The sequence below is a fragment of the Sinomonas notoginsengisoli genome (genome assembly GCF_021554725.1).
GTDB classification, from domain to species: Bacteria; Actinomycetota; Actinomycetes; order Actinomycetales; family Micrococcaceae; genus Sinomonas; species Sinomonas notoginsengisoli.
This window is the reverse complement of the sequence record NZ_JAIZDP010000006.1, coordinates 54,422-68,414: the sequence shown is the minus strand read 5'-3', so window position 1 is coordinate 68,414 and position 13,993 is coordinate 54,422. Positions and strand designations below refer to the sequence as shown.

General features: G+C 68.6%; 15 protein-coding genes and 1 riboswitch. Of the genes, 5 read left to right on the top strand and 10 right to left on the bottom strand.

Annotated features, from left to right (window positions below; translation table 11 throughout):
- The first annotated feature begins 35 nt into the window (after window positions 1–35).
- Genes LF262_RS11420 through LF262_RS11410 form a run of 3 tightly spaced genes read left to right on the top strand, consistent with a single transcriptional unit; the run spans window position 36 to window position 2,045 of the window.
- Entirely contained in the window at window positions 36–494 is a 459-nt protein-coding gene (locus LF262_RS11420) for a ribose-5-phosphate isomerase (RefSeq protein ID WP_235780517.1), read from the top strand.
- Window positions 495–496: 2 nt separating this feature from the next.
- Complete coding sequence (locus LF262_RS11415) at window positions 497–1,330, top strand: triose-phosphate isomerase family protein (RefSeq protein WP_235780516.1); 834 nt, start codon at window positions 497–499, stop codon at window positions 1,328–1,330.
- Window positions 1,323–2,045, top strand: a complete 723-nt coding sequence (locus LF262_RS11410) for a GntR family transcriptional regulator (protein WP_235780515.1) — start codon at window positions 1,323–1,325, stop codon at window positions 2,043–2,045. Before LF262_RS11415 ends, LF262_RS11410 begins: the two co-directional genes overlap by 8 nt.
- Window positions 2,046–2,168: 123 nt before the next feature.
- On the opposite strand, the gene LF262_RS11405 is transcribed toward LF262_RS11410, so the two are convergent.
- The 6 genes from LF262_RS11405 to LF262_RS11380 form a co-directional block, all read right to left on the bottom strand.
- Window positions 2,169–3,524, bottom strand: a complete 1,356-nt coding sequence (locus LF262_RS11405; RefSeq protein WP_235780626.1) for an MFS transporter — start codon at window positions 3,522–3,524, stop codon at window positions 2,169–2,171.
- A 201-nt stretch (window positions 3,525–3,725) separates the two neighbouring features.
- Window positions 3,726–4,493 carry an SDR family NAD(P)-dependent oxidoreductase gene (locus LF262_RS11400; protein WP_235780514.1) on the bottom strand — a complete coding sequence of 256 codons (768 nt, stop codon included), beginning with the start codon at window positions 4,491–4,493 and terminating at the stop codon, window positions 3,726–3,728.
- 16 nt (window positions 4,494–4,509) lie between these two features.
- Window positions 4,510–5,487 (bottom strand): 3-hydroxyacyl-CoA dehydrogenase family protein, encoded by a 978-nt coding sequence (locus tag LF262_RS11395; protein ID WP_235780513.1) that lies wholly within the window; start codon window positions 5,485–5,487, stop codon window positions 4,510–4,512.
- A gap of 9 nt (window positions 5,488–5,496) precedes the next feature.
- Entirely contained in the window at window positions 5,497–6,432 is a 936-nt protein-coding gene (locus LF262_RS11390; RefSeq protein ID WP_235780512.1) for a sugar phosphate isomerase/epimerase family protein, read from the bottom strand.
- 86 nt (window positions 6,433–6,518) lie between these two features.
- A complete protein-coding gene (locus LF262_RS11385; RefSeq protein ID WP_235780511.1) occupies window positions 6,519–7,475 on the bottom strand; it encodes an NAD(P)-dependent oxidoreductase in 957 nt (318 codons plus the stop codon).
- A 67-nt stretch (window positions 7,476–7,542) separates the two neighbouring features.
- Entirely contained in the window at window positions 7,543–9,048 is a 1,506-nt protein-coding gene (locus LF262_RS11380; RefSeq protein WP_235780510.1) for a four-carbon acid sugar kinase family protein, read from the bottom strand.
- 144 nt (window positions 9,049–9,192) lie between these two features.
- On the opposite strand from LF262_RS11380, the gene LF262_RS11375 reads away from it, so the two are divergent.
- Window positions 9,193–9,894: a FadR/GntR family transcriptional regulator gene (locus LF262_RS11375; protein WP_235780509.1), complete on the top strand. Its 702-nt coding sequence runs from the start codon at window positions 9,193–9,195 to the stop codon at window positions 9,892–9,894.
- 21 nt (window positions 9,895–9,915) lie between these two features.
- On the opposite strand, the gene LF262_RS11370 is transcribed toward LF262_RS11375, so the two are convergent.
- The 4 genes from LF262_RS11370 to LF262_RS11355 form a co-directional block, all read right to left on the bottom strand.
- The gene (locus LF262_RS11370) at window positions 9,916–10,356 is read right to left on the bottom strand and encodes an SRPBCC family protein (RefSeq protein ID WP_235780508.1); all 441 of its coding nucleotides are present in this window, start codon (window positions 10,354–10,356) and stop codon (window positions 9,916–9,918) included.
- A gap of 65 nt (window positions 10,357–10,421) precedes the next feature.
- Window positions 10,422–11,624, bottom strand: coding sequence for an O-succinylhomoserine sulfhydrylase (locus tag LF262_RS11365; RefSeq protein ID WP_235780507.1), 1,203 nt, complete (start codon window positions 11,622–11,624; stop codon window positions 10,422–10,424).
- Window positions 11,625–11,632: 8 nt separating this feature from the next.
- Window positions 11,633–12,046: a rhodanese-like domain-containing protein gene (locus LF262_RS11360; RefSeq protein WP_235780506.1), complete on the bottom strand. Its 414-nt coding sequence runs from the start codon at window positions 12,044–12,046 to the stop codon at window positions 11,633–11,635.
- Window positions 12,043–12,363 carry a DUF1737 domain-containing protein gene (locus tag LF262_RS11355; protein WP_308190528.1) on the bottom strand — a complete coding sequence of 107 codons (321 nt, stop codon included), beginning with the start codon at window positions 12,361–12,363 and terminating at the stop codon, window positions 12,043–12,045. The genes LF262_RS11360 and LF262_RS11355 overlap by 4 nt, the downstream gene beginning before the upstream one ends.
- Window positions 12,364–12,373: 10 nt before the next feature.
- Window positions 12,374–12,484: riboswitch (SAM riboswitch) on the bottom strand.
- A gap of 142 nt (window positions 12,485–12,626) precedes the next feature.
- Between LF262_RS11355 and LF262_RS11350 the strand changes: the two genes are divergently transcribed.
- Complete coding sequence (locus LF262_RS11350; RefSeq protein WP_235780505.1) at window positions 12,627–13,901, top strand: NAD(P)/FAD-dependent oxidoreductase; 1,275 nt, start codon at window positions 12,627–12,629, stop codon at window positions 13,899–13,901.
- The last annotated feature ends 92 nt before the right edge of the window (window positions 13,902–13,993 follow it).

The window sequence follows — 13,993 nt, the reverse complement described above, 5'->3', positions numbered from 1 at the left end:
CTCACACCCCTCCACACCACCCACAAGGAGCACGCATGCCCGCATGGCGAATCGTGGTCGGCTCGGACGACGCCGGCTTCGACTACAAGGAAGTCATCAAGAAGGACCTCGAAGCCAGCGACCTGGTCGCCTCGGTGGCGGACGTGGGGGTCGATGCCGACAGCCACACAAACTACCCGACCATCGCCAGGGCGGCCGCCGAGATGGTGGCCCGGGGGGAGGCCGACCGGGCCATCCTCGTGTGCGGCACCGGCCTCGGAGTGGCCATCGGGGCGAACAAAGTGAAGGGCATACGGGCGGTGACGGCGCACGATAGCTTCTCCGTGGAGCGCAGCGTCCTGTCCAACAACGCCCAGGTGCTGTGCATGGGCCAGCGCGTCATCGGCATCGAGCAGGCCCGCCGGAACGTGCGGGAGTGGCTCACGTACGTCTTCGACGAGACGAGCGCCTCCAATCACAAGGTCCGCGAGATCTGCAGCTACGAAGGGCTCTGAACGTGACGGCGTTTCCGCGCGTCCTCCTCGGCACGAGCACCAAGATGTACTTCAGCCACGAGCGCACGCTCGCGTGGTGCCGGGCCGTCACCGAGATCGCGCGCCGTCACCCCGCGACCCGTCGCGGCAGTGCCGGACTCTTCGTGGTCCCCGGGTATCTCTCGGTCCCGGGGGCTCTTGAGACGCTCGACGGCGCCGCGATGGTCGGCGCCCAGGACCTCGCCACGGAGGACTTTGGCCCGTTCACGGGAGAGGTCAGCGGGGCGCAGCTCGCCGAGCTTGGCTGCACGCTCGTGGAGGTGGGACATGCCGAGCGGCGCAGGCTGTTCGGCGAGGATGACGCCGTGGTGCGCGCCAAGACGGCGGCGGCGCTGCGCAACGGGCTAGTGCCGCTCGTGTGCATCGGCGAGTCCCACCGGCTCAAGCCGGAGGACGCCGCGCGGGAGTGCATCCGGCAGATCGATGACGCCCTGGCCACGGCCGGGGCGTCCGGCCTGTCCGGGCCGGTGATCGTCGCCTACGAGCCGCAGTGGGCCATCGGTGCGCCTCAGCCTGCCGAACCTGACTACATCCGCACCGTCTGCGCGCCTCTGCGGGAGCACATGCGCACGCTGCCCGCGCACGAGGGCTCGGCAGTCATCTACGGCGGCAGCGCCGGTCCGGGCCTCCTGACGCGGATCGCGGACTCGGTGGACGGGCTGTTCTTGGGCCGGTTCGCCCACGATCCCGCAGCCGTGGAGGCCATCCTCGACGAGGTGTGTGTCCTTCTCGGAATAGCCGAGGTCGGCGCAGGTGGGACTGGTACCATCAGTGGCGCAGGAGGCGCCCATGTCTGAGACCGTGTATCCTCTGGCCGGGGCCGCTGCCCTCGAGCGCAGGGGACTCCGCGACCGTGTCTACGACCTCGTCCTGGACATGCTGATGACGGCGGACCTCGCGCCCGGCACGCGTCTGTCCATCGACGCGATCGCCCGCGACCTCAAGGTGTCCCCCACCCCCGTCCGTGAGGCCCTCGTACAGCTCGAGCGCACCGGGCTCGTGACCCGGGAGGCCCTCAAGGGCTACCGCGTGGCGCCCCCGCTGGCCGCTGAGCAGCTCGAGGCGCTCTTCGACGCCCGGCTCGTGCTCGAGGGCGGGGCCACGGAGCTCGCCGCCCGGCACGCGGAAGCGCTCGTGCCGCAGCTCGAGCAGGCGCTGGCCGAGCACGTGGAGATCTCGCGCCTTGTCCACGAGACGGCGGCGCGGGGCGAGAAGCTCTCGCTCGGCCTCATCCGCGACTACTTCGCGATCGACTGGAACTTCCACCACCTCATCTTCGCGGGCACGCAGAATCCCTTCCTAATCGACATGTCCGAGGCTATCTCCACCCGCGTGCACCGCATGCGCCAGACGGTCAAGTCCGGCGTCAGTGACGCGGACGAGGCCGTGATCGAGCACGGCGCTATCCTCGAAGCCTTCCGCGGGGGCAGCAGCGACACCGCGGCCGCCGCGATGCGGGACCACATCGAGCGTGTCAGGGAGCGCGCGCGGAGGGACGTCGCCTCATCCTGACGCTGGCCGCTCGCTGCGGCCTCCAGGCCCTCCCTTGGGCCCGCATCTTTCGACCCACGCACGACGCCGGGCCGGTCACCTCGCGAAGGTGACCGGCCCGGCGTCGTACTACGTGCCTTCGGTTCAGTGGCGCAGGGCGAGCTCCTCGGCCTCGAGCAGCTCGTCCGACTTGACGCCCTTGAAGAACTTCGTCGCGAAGACCATGGCGGCAGCCCCGAATGCGAAGACGCCCAGGGAGACGACGCCCCACACGCCCGAGCTGGTCGGGACCGCCGCGTTGATGCCGGTGCGCATCAGCGGGGCCACGAAGCCGCCCAGGTTGCCGAGCGAGTTGATGAGGCCGATGCCAGCGGCCGCAGCAGTGCCGGTGAGGAAGGCCGTCGGGTAGGCCCACGTGATGGGGCCGACCGAGAGGAAGCTCGCGACGGCGAGGGTGATGAAGAGGATGCCCAGCAGGGGCTGGTTGTTCGCCCCGGCCCATCCCGAGGCGAGGATGAAGACGCCCGTCCCGATGTACAGCAGAGTGCCCCAGTTGCGGCGGCGCGCTAGGGTGTGGGCGGCCCTGCCGAGGAAGTAGCAGGCGAACAGGCCCACGAGCCACGGGATGGCAGAGACGAGGCCCACCTCCCAGCCGACCTTCTTGCCGAGCAGCCCGGCGACCTGCTGCGGGAGGTAGAACGTGGTGCCGTACACCGCGATCTGGAGGGCGAAGTAGATGACGGTGAAGTACCAGACCTTCCAGTTCGCCATCGCGCGCCAGATGCCGCTCGGGCCGTCCTCGGTGCGGGCACGGTCTTCGACCGCCATGACGTTCGAGAGGGCCAGCTTCTCGTCGTCGTCGAGGAACTTGGCCTTGGCGGGGCTGTTGGTCAGCAGGAACAGCGCGGCGATGCCGGCGATGACCGCCAGCATGCCCTCGACGAAGAACATGACCTGCCAGCCGCGGGCGAAGCCGAGGGAGTCGCCGAAGCTGATGAGGCCACCGGAGAGCGGGGCGCCGATCATCTGGGAGAACGGCTGGGCGAGGTAGAAGATTGCGAACATCTGCACGCGGACCTTGTTCGGGAACCACTCTGCGAGGAACATGATCACGCCCGGGAAGAGGCCGGCCTCGGTCACGCCGAGGAGGAACCGCAGGGCCGTGAACATGGTGTCGTCGGTGGTGAAGGCGAAGGCCGCCGCGACGATGCCCCAGGTGATGGCGATCCGGGCCAGCCAGAAGCGGGCGCCGAAGCGCTTCAGCAGCAGGTTGCTGGGCACCTCGAAGAGGGCATAGCCGATGAAGAAGATTCCTGCGCCGAGCGCGAAGGCTCCGTCACTCACTCCACGGTCCACGCGGAGCGCCGCCTCTGCGAAGCCCACGTTGGTCCGGTCGAGGAACGCGACGAAATAGAGGATGACGAGCATCGGCATGAGGTGCCGGGCCGCCTTCGAGATCGCAGACTTCAGCGCGGTGTCGTTCTTCGACTGCGCCAGCATCCGCTGGTCGGGTGTGGACACGTCAGCTCTCCTTTGAGGTGAAACGTTGGGTGGGAGTGATCGGGTGGAACATTGGGGCTGGGCCTAATGGCCCTGGATGATCGTCACGATGCCGATGACCGCGAACACGATTCCGATCGCCAGGAAGGCGATCCGCGACTTGGACCACGTGGTCCCGAAGATGGATTTCATGCTGTCCTCTCAGTGCATGTAGAGGCCGCCGTCGACGTTCAGGGTCTGGCCCGTCACGAAGCCGGCGTCCTCGCTGATGAGGTAGGCGATGGCAGCTGCGATGTCTCGCGGGGTCCCGATCCGCGGCAGCACGCCGTCGGCCGCCATCTTCTCCTTGCGCTCCTCGCTCAGGGTGCCGCCCATGATGTCCGTGTCGATCGGGCCGGGGGAGACGACGTTGACGGTGATGCCGTCGTGGCCGAGCTCGCGGGCGACGCTGCGGGAGAAGCCGATGACGCCGGCCTTGGCCGCCGAGTAGACCGTCTTGCTGAACGTTCCGCCACCCCGCTGCGCAGAGACGGAGGAGAGGCTCACCACGCGGCCCACGCCGTTCTTGACCATGGTCTCGACGGCCCGCCGCGTCGCGTAGTGCACGCCGTTCATGTTGATGCCCATGACGCGGTTCCACTCGTCCGCCGTGACCTCGAGGTACGGCACGGGCGAGGAGACGCCCGCAAGGTTGACGAGGGCCACGAGCTGGGGCAGCTGGCCCTCGAGCTCGTCGAACGCCGAGCGGACCTGGGCCTCGTCGGAGACGTCGGCGCCTGCGCCGGCGGCTTGGACACCGTGCTCGAGGGCGATCTCCTCCGCCACGCGCTTTGCGGCCTCCGCGTCGACGTCGATGATGCCGATGTTCCAGCCGCGCTCGGCCAGGTAGTGGGCGGAGGCGCGGCCGATGCCGCGTGGTGAGGCCGCGCCGGTCAGGACGACCGTGCGGGATGCGGGGAAGTCAGTCATGCGGTTCTCCTGGTCCTCAGTGGGCAGCCGCGGCGTGCGCGGGCTGGATGGGGGCGGGGCCGAGCTCGTCCATGAGCTTCTTCATGGCGACGTAGGCCTTGTTGCGGTAGGCGACGAGCTCCGGGATGCGCTCAGCGGGGACATCGAGGTAGCCCGCCCCTGACTTGGTGCCGAATTTGCCGGCGTCAACGAGCTCCTTGAGGGACTCAGGGGTTGCGAAGCGCTCGGGCCAGCGGGTCTGCAGCGACGCATAGCAGAACGCGTACACGTCCAGGCCGGCCATGTCCGCGATCGCGAACGGCCCGAAGACCGGCAGGCGGAACCCGAAGGTCGTCCTCACGATGGTGTCGAGGTCCTCGGGAGTGGCGATGCCCTCCTCGACGATCTGCGTCGCCTCGTGGAACAGCGCGTACTGGAGCCGGTTGAGCACGAACCCGGTGGAATCCTTGACCCGCGCCGTCTCCTTGCCCGTAGAGGAAACGAGCTCCTCGACGAGCGGGATGACGGCCTCGTCTGTCCCGGGGTGCGGGATGAGCTCGACGCCGGGGATGAACGGGGCGGGGTTGGAGAAGTGCACCCCGAGGAACCGCTCCGGGTGGGAGACGGCCTCCGCGAGCGAGGCAATGAGAATGGTCGAGGTGTTCGAGCCGATGACGGCGTCCGGGCGCGCCGCGGCGCTGATGCGGCGGAGCGTCTCGTGCTTGATCTCAATCTTCTCGGGCACGGCCTCCTCGATGAAGTCGGCGTCCGCTACGGCCTCCTCGATCGAGGTGGCCGGCGAGAGGTGCGCCTCGAGGCGCTCGACGGCGTCGTCCGGGAAGAGCCCGTCCGCCACGAACTGCCGGGCCTCCGCGATGAGGCGCCCGTAGTTCTTTGTGGCGATCTCCTCGGAGACATCGGCGATCTTCACGGTGGCACCGGCAAGGGCGAGGACCTGGGCAATCCCGCCACCCATGTACCCGGAGCCGACAACGGCGACGGTGAGGTCAGACATGTGGTTCTCCTAGCCCTTCGGGAGCAGAGTGCGGATGTACTTCTGGTTTGTGGCGCAGACGCCGAGGCTGTCGCCGCCGTACTGCTCGGTGAGGATGATCCCGTCGAAGCCGGCAGCGACCGCGTCTCGGAACACTTGGCGGTAGTTGATCAGGCCCATCTCCATGGTCGAGGGCACCGAGGTGGCCCAGCTGCCGTCCGCGGCCTCGTCGCGCGTGTAGTTCTTCACGTGCCAGTAGTTGGCGTACGGGAGCGTCTTCTCGAAGAGGTAGCGCCAGTCCTCGACCGGCCGGTGCAGGCGGATGAGGTTGGCGACGTCGGGGTTGAGGCCCACGTTGTCCAGGCCGACTTCTTCGATGAAGCGCACAGCGCTGTCCGCCGTGCCGACGTAGGTGTCCTCGTACATCTCGAGGGACATCCGCAGCCCCAAATCCGCGGCGTGTTTGCCGAGTTCGCGAATGCGGCCGACCGCGGCGTCCCACACCTCGCGGTCGGCGGGGTCCTTCGGCCCCTCCGCCGTCCAGAACCAGAGGGCCTTGCGCTGGGCCTCGCTGAAGGGCTGGTGGAGGCCGGTCGAGAAGACCTGCATGCCCCACTCGGCGGCCGCGTCGATGGTGCGGTGGGCGTACTCGAGGTTGCGCTCCTCGTGGCCGGGCATGATCACGCTCTGGCGCTGGAGGTGGACGGAGGGGACTCCCACGCCGTGGGATGCGGCGATCGAGAGGAATTCGTCGCGGCGCGAGGGCTTTAGGTCGGCCGGGCGGACGTGGCTGTCTGCGAGTTCTGCGAGGGTGAAGCCGACGTCAGCGATCTGGGCGAACATGCCGTCCCAGACTTCGGGGGCGGCATCGTGCATCGCCACTCCCTTGCGGTCCACGGTTTGGAACCCGTGGAGGCATGTGGCGATGGGCCACGACTCCGCGGTGAACGCTGGTTCGGTCGACATGGTGCTCCGTTGCAGATCGAGAAGAGGGAAGCCGTGTGAGCTGGCTTACCCAATATCCTATAGGAAATACGGGTGCTGTCAACGCTTCAGGAATGGCGCCCCGGAGCACGATCAGGCTGGCCGGGCCGGCGGGAGGGTGCGATGACCCTGATGACGGCGGAGTCGTCTGCGGTGGCCAGGCCATGGGCCTGGCCGAGGAGGTACAGCTGCTCGGCAGCGGCTGCGACGGGGATGGCGAGGCCCGCGGACCGGGCGGCCTTGCCGACGATCCCCATGTCCTTGACGAAGATGTCCAGACGGGAGAGGACCTCGGCCCCTTCCTCGCCGTAGGCCTCGAGCATGCGAGGGCCACGGTTGGAGAGCATGAACGAGCCTGCAGCGCCGGCCTCGAGCGCCTCGAGGGTCTTGGCCGTGTCGAGGCCGAGGGCGTCTGCGAGGGCGAGGGCCTCGGCCGCGGCGACGATGTGCACGCCGCAGAGGAGCTGGTTCACGGTCTTGAGCGCCTGGCCGTCCCCGGGCTTGTCGCCCACCACCGTGAGGGTTGAGGCGAGCAGCTCGACCACCGGCCGGGCCTTCTCGAGATCCTCTGGCGCGGCGCCGACCACGATGAGCAGTTCGCCGTTGCCCGCGCGCACCGGCCCGCCGGAGAGGGGCGCGTCGACGAGGCCGATCCCCATCTCTGCGAGCTTGGCCGCGGTGGCCGGGATGGCCTCCGTGCCCACGGTGCTCGTCAGGATCACGACGGCGCCCCGCCGGAGCGAGGGGGCCACGCCGTTCTCGCCGAACAGGACCTCGTCGAGCTGCTGGCCGTTGCGGACGGCGAGGAGGAGCGCATCGGCCCCCTCGACTGCCTCCTTGGCGGAACTGAACGTCACGATGCCTGCGGCAGAGGCGAGGTCGAGCCGTGGCTGGGCGATGTCGAAGCCGCGGACGGTGAGCCGGGTGGCGAGGCGGGTGGCCATGGGCAGCCCCATGGCACCCAAGCCGAGGACCGCGACGGTCTCGGTCTGGGCGGTGACCGGATGGGCAGAAGTGTCGGTCATGGGGGTTCTCCTGTGAACGGGACGAAACATGCCGTGAAAGATGCGAGTCAGTGCGAGTCAGAAAGGATCAGAACGTCACGCTGAGGGTCTTCGTGACCTTCGCGAGCGACTCGTCATTGCCGACGTTGCCTGCGAAAACGACGTAAGGGATACCCCGCGCGGGCCCATCGACGGGCTCCCACAGCGAGACGATCCCCGGCAACATAGGGCCGCGCACGATCGCGCGGCGGATCTCAAGGCCGTGCGCGGCTACATCGGAGGAGGTGATGCCGCCCTTGGCGATAACGAACCGCGGCGGGGCGGTCTTCAGAACGGTGCGGACCACGCTCACGACGGCGGCACTCACCATGCGGGCGATCTCGAGGCTTTGTTCGGGGTCATCGGCCTTGACGAGGGTGCGGGATGTATGGAGGATCACGTCGCCCTTGGGGAGGTGGCGAACGACGGCGCCGACGGTGGCTTCAATGTGGGCATCGGCGGCAGCCGGATCGAGGAGCTGGTTGACGTCGATCTCGATGCTCTCCGCCGAGGAGTGCTGTGCCTTGAGCGCGGCGAGCTGTCGGGTCGTGAGGCCCACGTGGGAGCCCACCACAATGAGGCCGCCCGCCCTGAGGTCTTCGCGTGCACCGCCGGTCGCCGAGGCTGCGGAGGTCCCGTAGACCTCTTCGGCCATGAGCGGCGCGTGCACTTCCTGGCCGATCCGTCCACGGACGAACGGCGGACCCACTCGGTACAGGAGCTGTTTGCCGCGGCGCTCGGCCTCCTCGAGCCCGAGGGCAAGGGCACGAAGGTCGTTCTCCCCGGTGACGTCCGCGACGATCGGGGTAGAGCCGTGCGCGGGGGTGATCGCGTCCGCGATGGCGGGGGCGCCAGAGCGAACGGTGCCGAGGTCCAGCACGATCACGTCCTCGGCGCGTACGCGACCGTTGGTCTTCTCCTCGACATAGGCAGGGAGGTATGAGGTCGAGAATCCGAAAGTCGCATCCCTAGCGAACTCCGTCTCACTCACCGGAGTGAGCGCGGGCTGCGGCGAGCTGTCCGCGGCCGGGGGAGCGGTCGCCGTCGTGCGCACGTAATGTTCCCCTCCAATGGTCACGCGCCCTGCCTCGGGGAAGGCTGGGACCATCACGACGCCGTCCACCGAGGGGCCGCCGTGAGCGGAGATCGCCTCGGCGAGCGTGTCCGTCTCAAGGGGGAAGTGACCTCGGAGGGTCGAGTCGCTGCGACTCACGAAGGCGAGGGACACTCCGGCCTCCTGAGCGGCTTCGCTGGCGGCGGCGACCACCTCGCGGTTGCGCTCGGCTGCCTCATCTGGCCCGAGGCTGCGTGTGTTCGTGAGGACGTAGACGGCGGCTGCGCGCCTGCCGCCACTCCGAGACGCGAACGCCCAGCGGAAATCCTCCACGTCCCAGCGCGTCAGGACGGGCAGGCCGGACACCGACTGCGTGCCGGTCGGGTCATCGTCGAGGACCACGAGGACGCGGCCCGAGCGTTCCACCGCATCCGCCACCTCCCGCGCGGAGACCTGGGTCTCTGCAGGGTAGGCGGCGAGGGCTTCGGCTTCGAGGAGCATGGCAACACTTCCTTGTGCGGGGGCTGACTAGTAAGATGTCAGACATCTAATGTCGGATACAGGGTCACATAGGACGCCACTTGAGCGCAAGGGTCGGCCTGATCCCTAGACTGGCCCCGGAATCGGGCGCAGAAAGGGGCCTCTTTGGCACGGAAGTCCCTCGTGGGCGAGGTGGCCGATGCGCTGCTGGACCGGATCGTGGCCGGCGAACTCCCCACAGGCGCAGCCGTCCCAGGCGAGCTCGAGCTGAGCTCCCGCTACGACGTGAGCCGCATGACCATCCGGGAGGCCGTCAAGACCCTCACGGCACAGAACATCCTGCGCGTGGAGCGCGGGCGGGGCACGTATGTGAACCCGGTCAACCGCTGGAGCTCGCTGCACGCGGTGCTGCGGGCCACGAGCGAGGGCACCGACGCGAGCGATTCGGCCGTGCAGCTCATCGAGCTCCGCCGCATGCTCGAGACGGGTGCGTGTGAGCTCGCCGCGCAGCGCATCTCCGACGAGGACCTCGCGGCACTGGACGCCTTCCTGGAACAGATGCGGAGGGCGCACCACGCCGGCGATCTCCAGACGTTCGTCGAGGCCGATCTCGCCTTCCACGACGTGATCCTGCACGCCTCCGAGAACGCGTTCATCGCGGTGCTCTTCGAGCCGCTCAGCCGCATTCTCGCCGAACGGCGTTCGGAGACGTCAGTGGTCCCCGCGATCCAGGAGCACGCCATCTCCATGCACGCCCTGGTGAGCGAGGCGCTGCATCGCCGGGATCCCGAGGCCTCCAGGGCAGCCATGGACGCGCACATGCAGCAGACCCTGGACGACTTGCGCGCCTACGTCCTGCAGAAGTAGGAACTCAACGCGAGCCGCGCGTCACCCGCGCAGGAGGCGCCGGAGCACGGTCCGGTAGAACACGGGCGCCACGAGTCCCGCGGCCCACCGGAGGGGACGCCAGAGGCGACCCAGAGCGAAGTCCTGTGACCAGCGGATGGTCGAGCCGCCGTCATGCGCCGCCACGTTCAGGTCTATGGACCCGAGGACGAGGCGCCCGCTCTTGACGATACGCGCCGTGCCGGGCGAGCGGCCGTTGGGCGGAGTGATCGACTCGACGGTCATGACGTCATCGAAGCCGACGCGCCCGAGCATCGTGCACGCTGTGAAGCTGTGGCCGGGGCGGAGCTCGTGCGCACCGGCGAGGCCGCTGGTGATGCGGGTGAACGGGATGAGGCGGTCGTGGGCGCGCAGGTCCAGGACGCGCGCCCAGGCCTGCTCCGGGGGAAGCGGCGATCTGAGGACGATGCTGAACTGCTTCATGGCATTGCCTCCTGGGTCCGAATCCGCTCCGCTGCGGCGGCGGTCCACTTCACTCAGCGGCCCGGTCAGCCGGCGCCGAGCCCCCGAGCGAGGTCGCCGATGAGGTCACCGACGTCCTCGAGGCCCACGGAGAGCCGGACCACGCCGTCGCCCAAGCCGATCGCAGCCCGACCCTCGGGCCCCATGGCCCGGTGGGTAGTGGTCGCGGGGTGCGTGATGAGGGACTTCGAGTCGCCGAGGTTGTTGGAGATATCGATGACCTCGAGGCCATTGAGCAGGCGGAACGCGCCCTCCTTGCCGCCCTCGACCTCGAACGTGAGTACCGTCCCGCCGGCGCTCATCTGCTTGCGGGCGAGCTCGTACTGGGGGTGGGAGCGCAGGTGCGGGTACTTCACCCAGCTCACCTGCGGTTGCTCCTGGAGCCACTCGGCAATAGCGAGGGCGCTCGCGGACGAGTGCCGCACACGCAGCCCCATCGTCTCGAGCCCCTTGGTCAGCACCCAGGCGTTGAACGCCGAGAGCGCAGGCCCGGTGTGGCGCATCAGGTTCCTCACGGGGCCATCGATGAAGTCCTTGGTCCCCAACACTGCGCCGCCGAGCACACGGCCCTGCCCGTCGATGTGCTTCGTGCCTGAATACACCACCACGTCCGCGCCGAAGTCGAGGCTGCGCTGCAGCAGGGGAGTGGCGAAGACGTTGTCGACGACGACGGTGGCCCCCGCCGCGTGGGCGAGGTCCGCGACGGCCTGGATGTCCACGAGCTCCTGCATAGGGTTGGACGGAGACTCGAAGAACACGGCAGTGGTTGGCACCGACAGCGCCTCGCGCCACTGGTTCAGGTCCGGTCCGTCAACGAACACCGTCTCAACCCCCCACCGGGGGAGGATCTCGTTGAGGATCACGAAGCACGAGCCGAAGAGGCTCCGCGCCGCCACGACCCGGTCCCCGGCCCCGAGCAGCGCCGCCAGGGCGGTGAACACGGCCGACATTCCGGACGCCGTTGCGAAGCAGGCCTCAGTGCCCTCGAGCAGGCGGAGCCGTTCCTGGAAGGTTGCCACGGAGGGGTTGCCGTAGCGCGAGTACACGAACCGCTCGTCCTCACCGGTGAACGCCCGCTCGGCCGCCTCGGCGGACTCGTAGACGAACCCTGAGTTAAGGAACACCGCCTCCGAAGTCTCCTGGAATTCGGTGCGGAGGAGCCCGCCGCGCACAGCCTGGGTGTCCTCGGCCCAGCTGCTCGATATCTCATGATTGTTGCCAAAGCTCACGTAAGTACTTAGTCCTGTCCCAGATTGGTCGGCAGCCCGCGGTTCTTCCAGCCGTTGACGGTCCTTGCGCCGTCAGGCCCGGGCACACCCTCGAAGCCCTCGAGCACGTTGAAGGCGGTGAAGCCCAGATTCGAGGCCACGGCGGCGGCCGCGGCGGATCGCGCGCCGGAGCGGCAGAGGAAGATCAGCTCCGTGCTCCTGTCCTCGGGGCCCTGGAGTTCGAGTTCCATGACGAAGTCGGGATTCGGGATGCCGCCCGCGAACACCCAGGGGATGAACAGCGGATCATTGTCTGTCCCCTTGGTGTCGGGAATGCCAATGTGCGCCCATTCTTCCTCGGTGCGCACGTCCACGAGCACGGCGTCGCCGTTCACGAGCTTCTCCCACGCCTCCTGCGGGGTGAGATCCCCCGCGTAGCTCACGCGTGGCCCTCGCCCTCATACTCGAGCGAATCCACGGCGGAGGCGACCGCGGCATCGGCGCGGGCCACCGCGTGCGGTAGGATCACGGCCTGCGCCACAATCACATCGGTGCCGTTGAACGTGGCCGCCGGGCTGCCGTGCAGCACGTACCCGTCCGCAAGGGCCTGGGAGATTCGTGCACAGAATTCCCGCGTGTCGGGCCCCGTCAGGAGCCGGTACGCCAGCTTGTCCTCGGAGGGCCCGCCGGGTGCGGCCGGATCGTTGAGTGGCGTTGCAGCAGGGGCCGGCTCGGCCTGCTCCGTGGCGGTATCGGGCATGGCGGGACTCCTTCGTAGCTTGCGTATCGAGGAAACGAATGCCGAGTACTCACCTGAGGCACCCCGCCACTTGGAGGGTTGCCGGCCAGCAAGTCAGGGCTTGGCGCTGGCGCTCATTACTCTTCGATTGAACGTAGCACGGGGTTCAGGGGCGGACTATGGGCCGGTGGTAACGATTGGCAATATGCGCGGTCGCGGCGGAGCCCCCACTGGGCGTGGCGGGGTGTTTCCCCACAGGGCTCCGAGTGGGTAATGTGCGCCACGTGGACGAGAACTACGAAGTCATCGTTGTCGGCGGAGGGTTTGCGGGTGTCGCAGCGGCCCGCACACTCGGGCGCAAGGGCGTGCGGGTCCTCCTGATCGACAAGAATCCCTACCATCAGTTCCAGCCGCTCCTCTATCAGGTGGCGACGCTGCAGCTGGGCGTCTCCGAGGTGGCCCGCTCGCTGCGCGACATCTTCCGCGGCCAGCCGAACATCCGTCTCGTCGCCGCAGAGGTCACGGGCGTCGATGCAGAGCGCAAGCGCGTCACAACATCGGACGGGAAGTCCTACGAGGGCCGCTTCCTCATCCTCGCCTCCGGTGCCGAAGCCAACTTCTTCAACACGCCCGGCGCCGAGCACACCTACCCGCTCTACTCCGTGGGCGACGCCGTGAAGGTTGGCGGCACCCTCTCGAACGTGCTCGAGGACGCCGACAGGGCAGACGACGGCAAGCAGCTCGACTTCGTGGTGATCGGCGCCGGGCCCACCGGCGTCGAGACCGCCGGCGCGCTCGCCGAGACCGTCAAGTACGTCCTGCCCGACTACTTCTCCCCGTGGCTCGCCAACCGCTGCCGCGTGCACCTGGTGGACATGGTGCCGAACGTGCTCAACGTGTTCTCGGACAAGTCCAAGGAATACGCCGGACGCCGGCTGGCCGCCATGGGCGTCCAGCTGCACCTGGGCACGCCGGTCGCCGAGATCACCGAGGACAAGGTCCTGCTCAAGGACGGCACGGAGATTCCCGCGACCCTCGTGGTGTGGGCCGGAGGGCTCAAGGCCGGGGCCGTCGTGGCCGGTTCCGGGCTGCCACAGGGCCGCGGCGGGCGCATCGACGTCAATCCCGATTTGACGGCGCCGGGATTCGACGACGTGTACGTCCTCGGCGACGCGGCCAACATGACCGATGCGAAGGGCAACAAGCTTCCCCAGCTCGGCTCGTGCGCCCTCCAGGCCGGGACGTGGGCTGCGAAGAACATCCTGGCGGACATCGAGGGCGGGGGGCGGCACCGGGCACCGTTCGGGTACGTGGACAAGGGCTACATGGCCATGGTGGGGCGAGGATCCGCCGTCGCCGAGGTCGGGCCCGGTCCGAAGCGCGTGCTCCTCAACGGCCCGCTCGCCTTCCTCGCCTGGCTGGGGGTCCACGTGGTGCTCCTCTCCGGCGCCCTGCAGAAGATCCGGGCCGTCGCGACGTGGCCGAGCGACTACATCACCCACCGCCGCTCGTTCGTGGTGCTGAGCCGACCGGACGGGTCGCAATTCCACGAGTCGTAGGGAGACGGAGGTCGAGGCGCGGCTGCCGATAATGCGTCGCGCAGCCGACGGGGCACGACCGGCGCCGGGCCACGCGAGGTGACCCGGCGCCG

Coding starts and splice junctions, on each gene's coding strand:
- LF262_RS11420 (WP_235780517.1), top strand. CDS start 36: ATGCCCGCATGGCGAATCGTGGTCGGCTCGGACGACGCCGGCTTCGAC.
- LF262_RS11410 (WP_235780515.1), top strand. CDS start 1,323: ATGTCTGAGACCGTGTATCCTCTGGCCGGGGCCGCTGCCCTCGAGCGC.
- LF262_RS11405 (WP_235780626.1), bottom strand. CDS start 3,524: ATGCTGGCGCAGTCGAAGAACGACACCGCGCTGAAGTCTGCGATCTCG.
- LF262_RS11400 (WP_235780514.1), bottom strand. CDS start 4,493: ATGACTGACTTCCCCGCATCCCGCACGGTCGTCCTGACCGGCGCGGCC.
- LF262_RS11395 (WP_235780513.1), bottom strand. CDS start 5,487: ATGTCTGACCTCACCGTCGCCGTTGTCGGCTCCGGGTACATGGGTGGC.
- LF262_RS11390 (WP_235780512.1), bottom strand. CDS start 6,432: ATGTCGACCGAACCAGCGTTCACCGCGGAGTCGTGGCCCATCGCCACA.
- LF262_RS11385 (WP_235780511.1), bottom strand. CDS start 7,475: ATGACCGACACTTCTGCCCATCCGGTCACCGCCCAGACCGAGACCGTC.
- LF262_RS11380 (WP_235780510.1), bottom strand. CDS start 9,048: ATGCTCCTCGAAGCCGAAGCCCTCGCCGCCTACCCTGCAGAGACCCAG.
- LF262_RS11370 (WP_235780508.1), bottom strand. CDS start 10,356: ATGAAGCAGTTCAGCATCGTCCTCAGATCGCCGCTTCCCCCGGAGCAG.
- LF262_RS11355 (WP_308190528.1), bottom strand. CDS start 12,363: ATGCCCGATACCGCCACGGAGCAGGCCGAGCCGGCCCCTGCTGCAACG.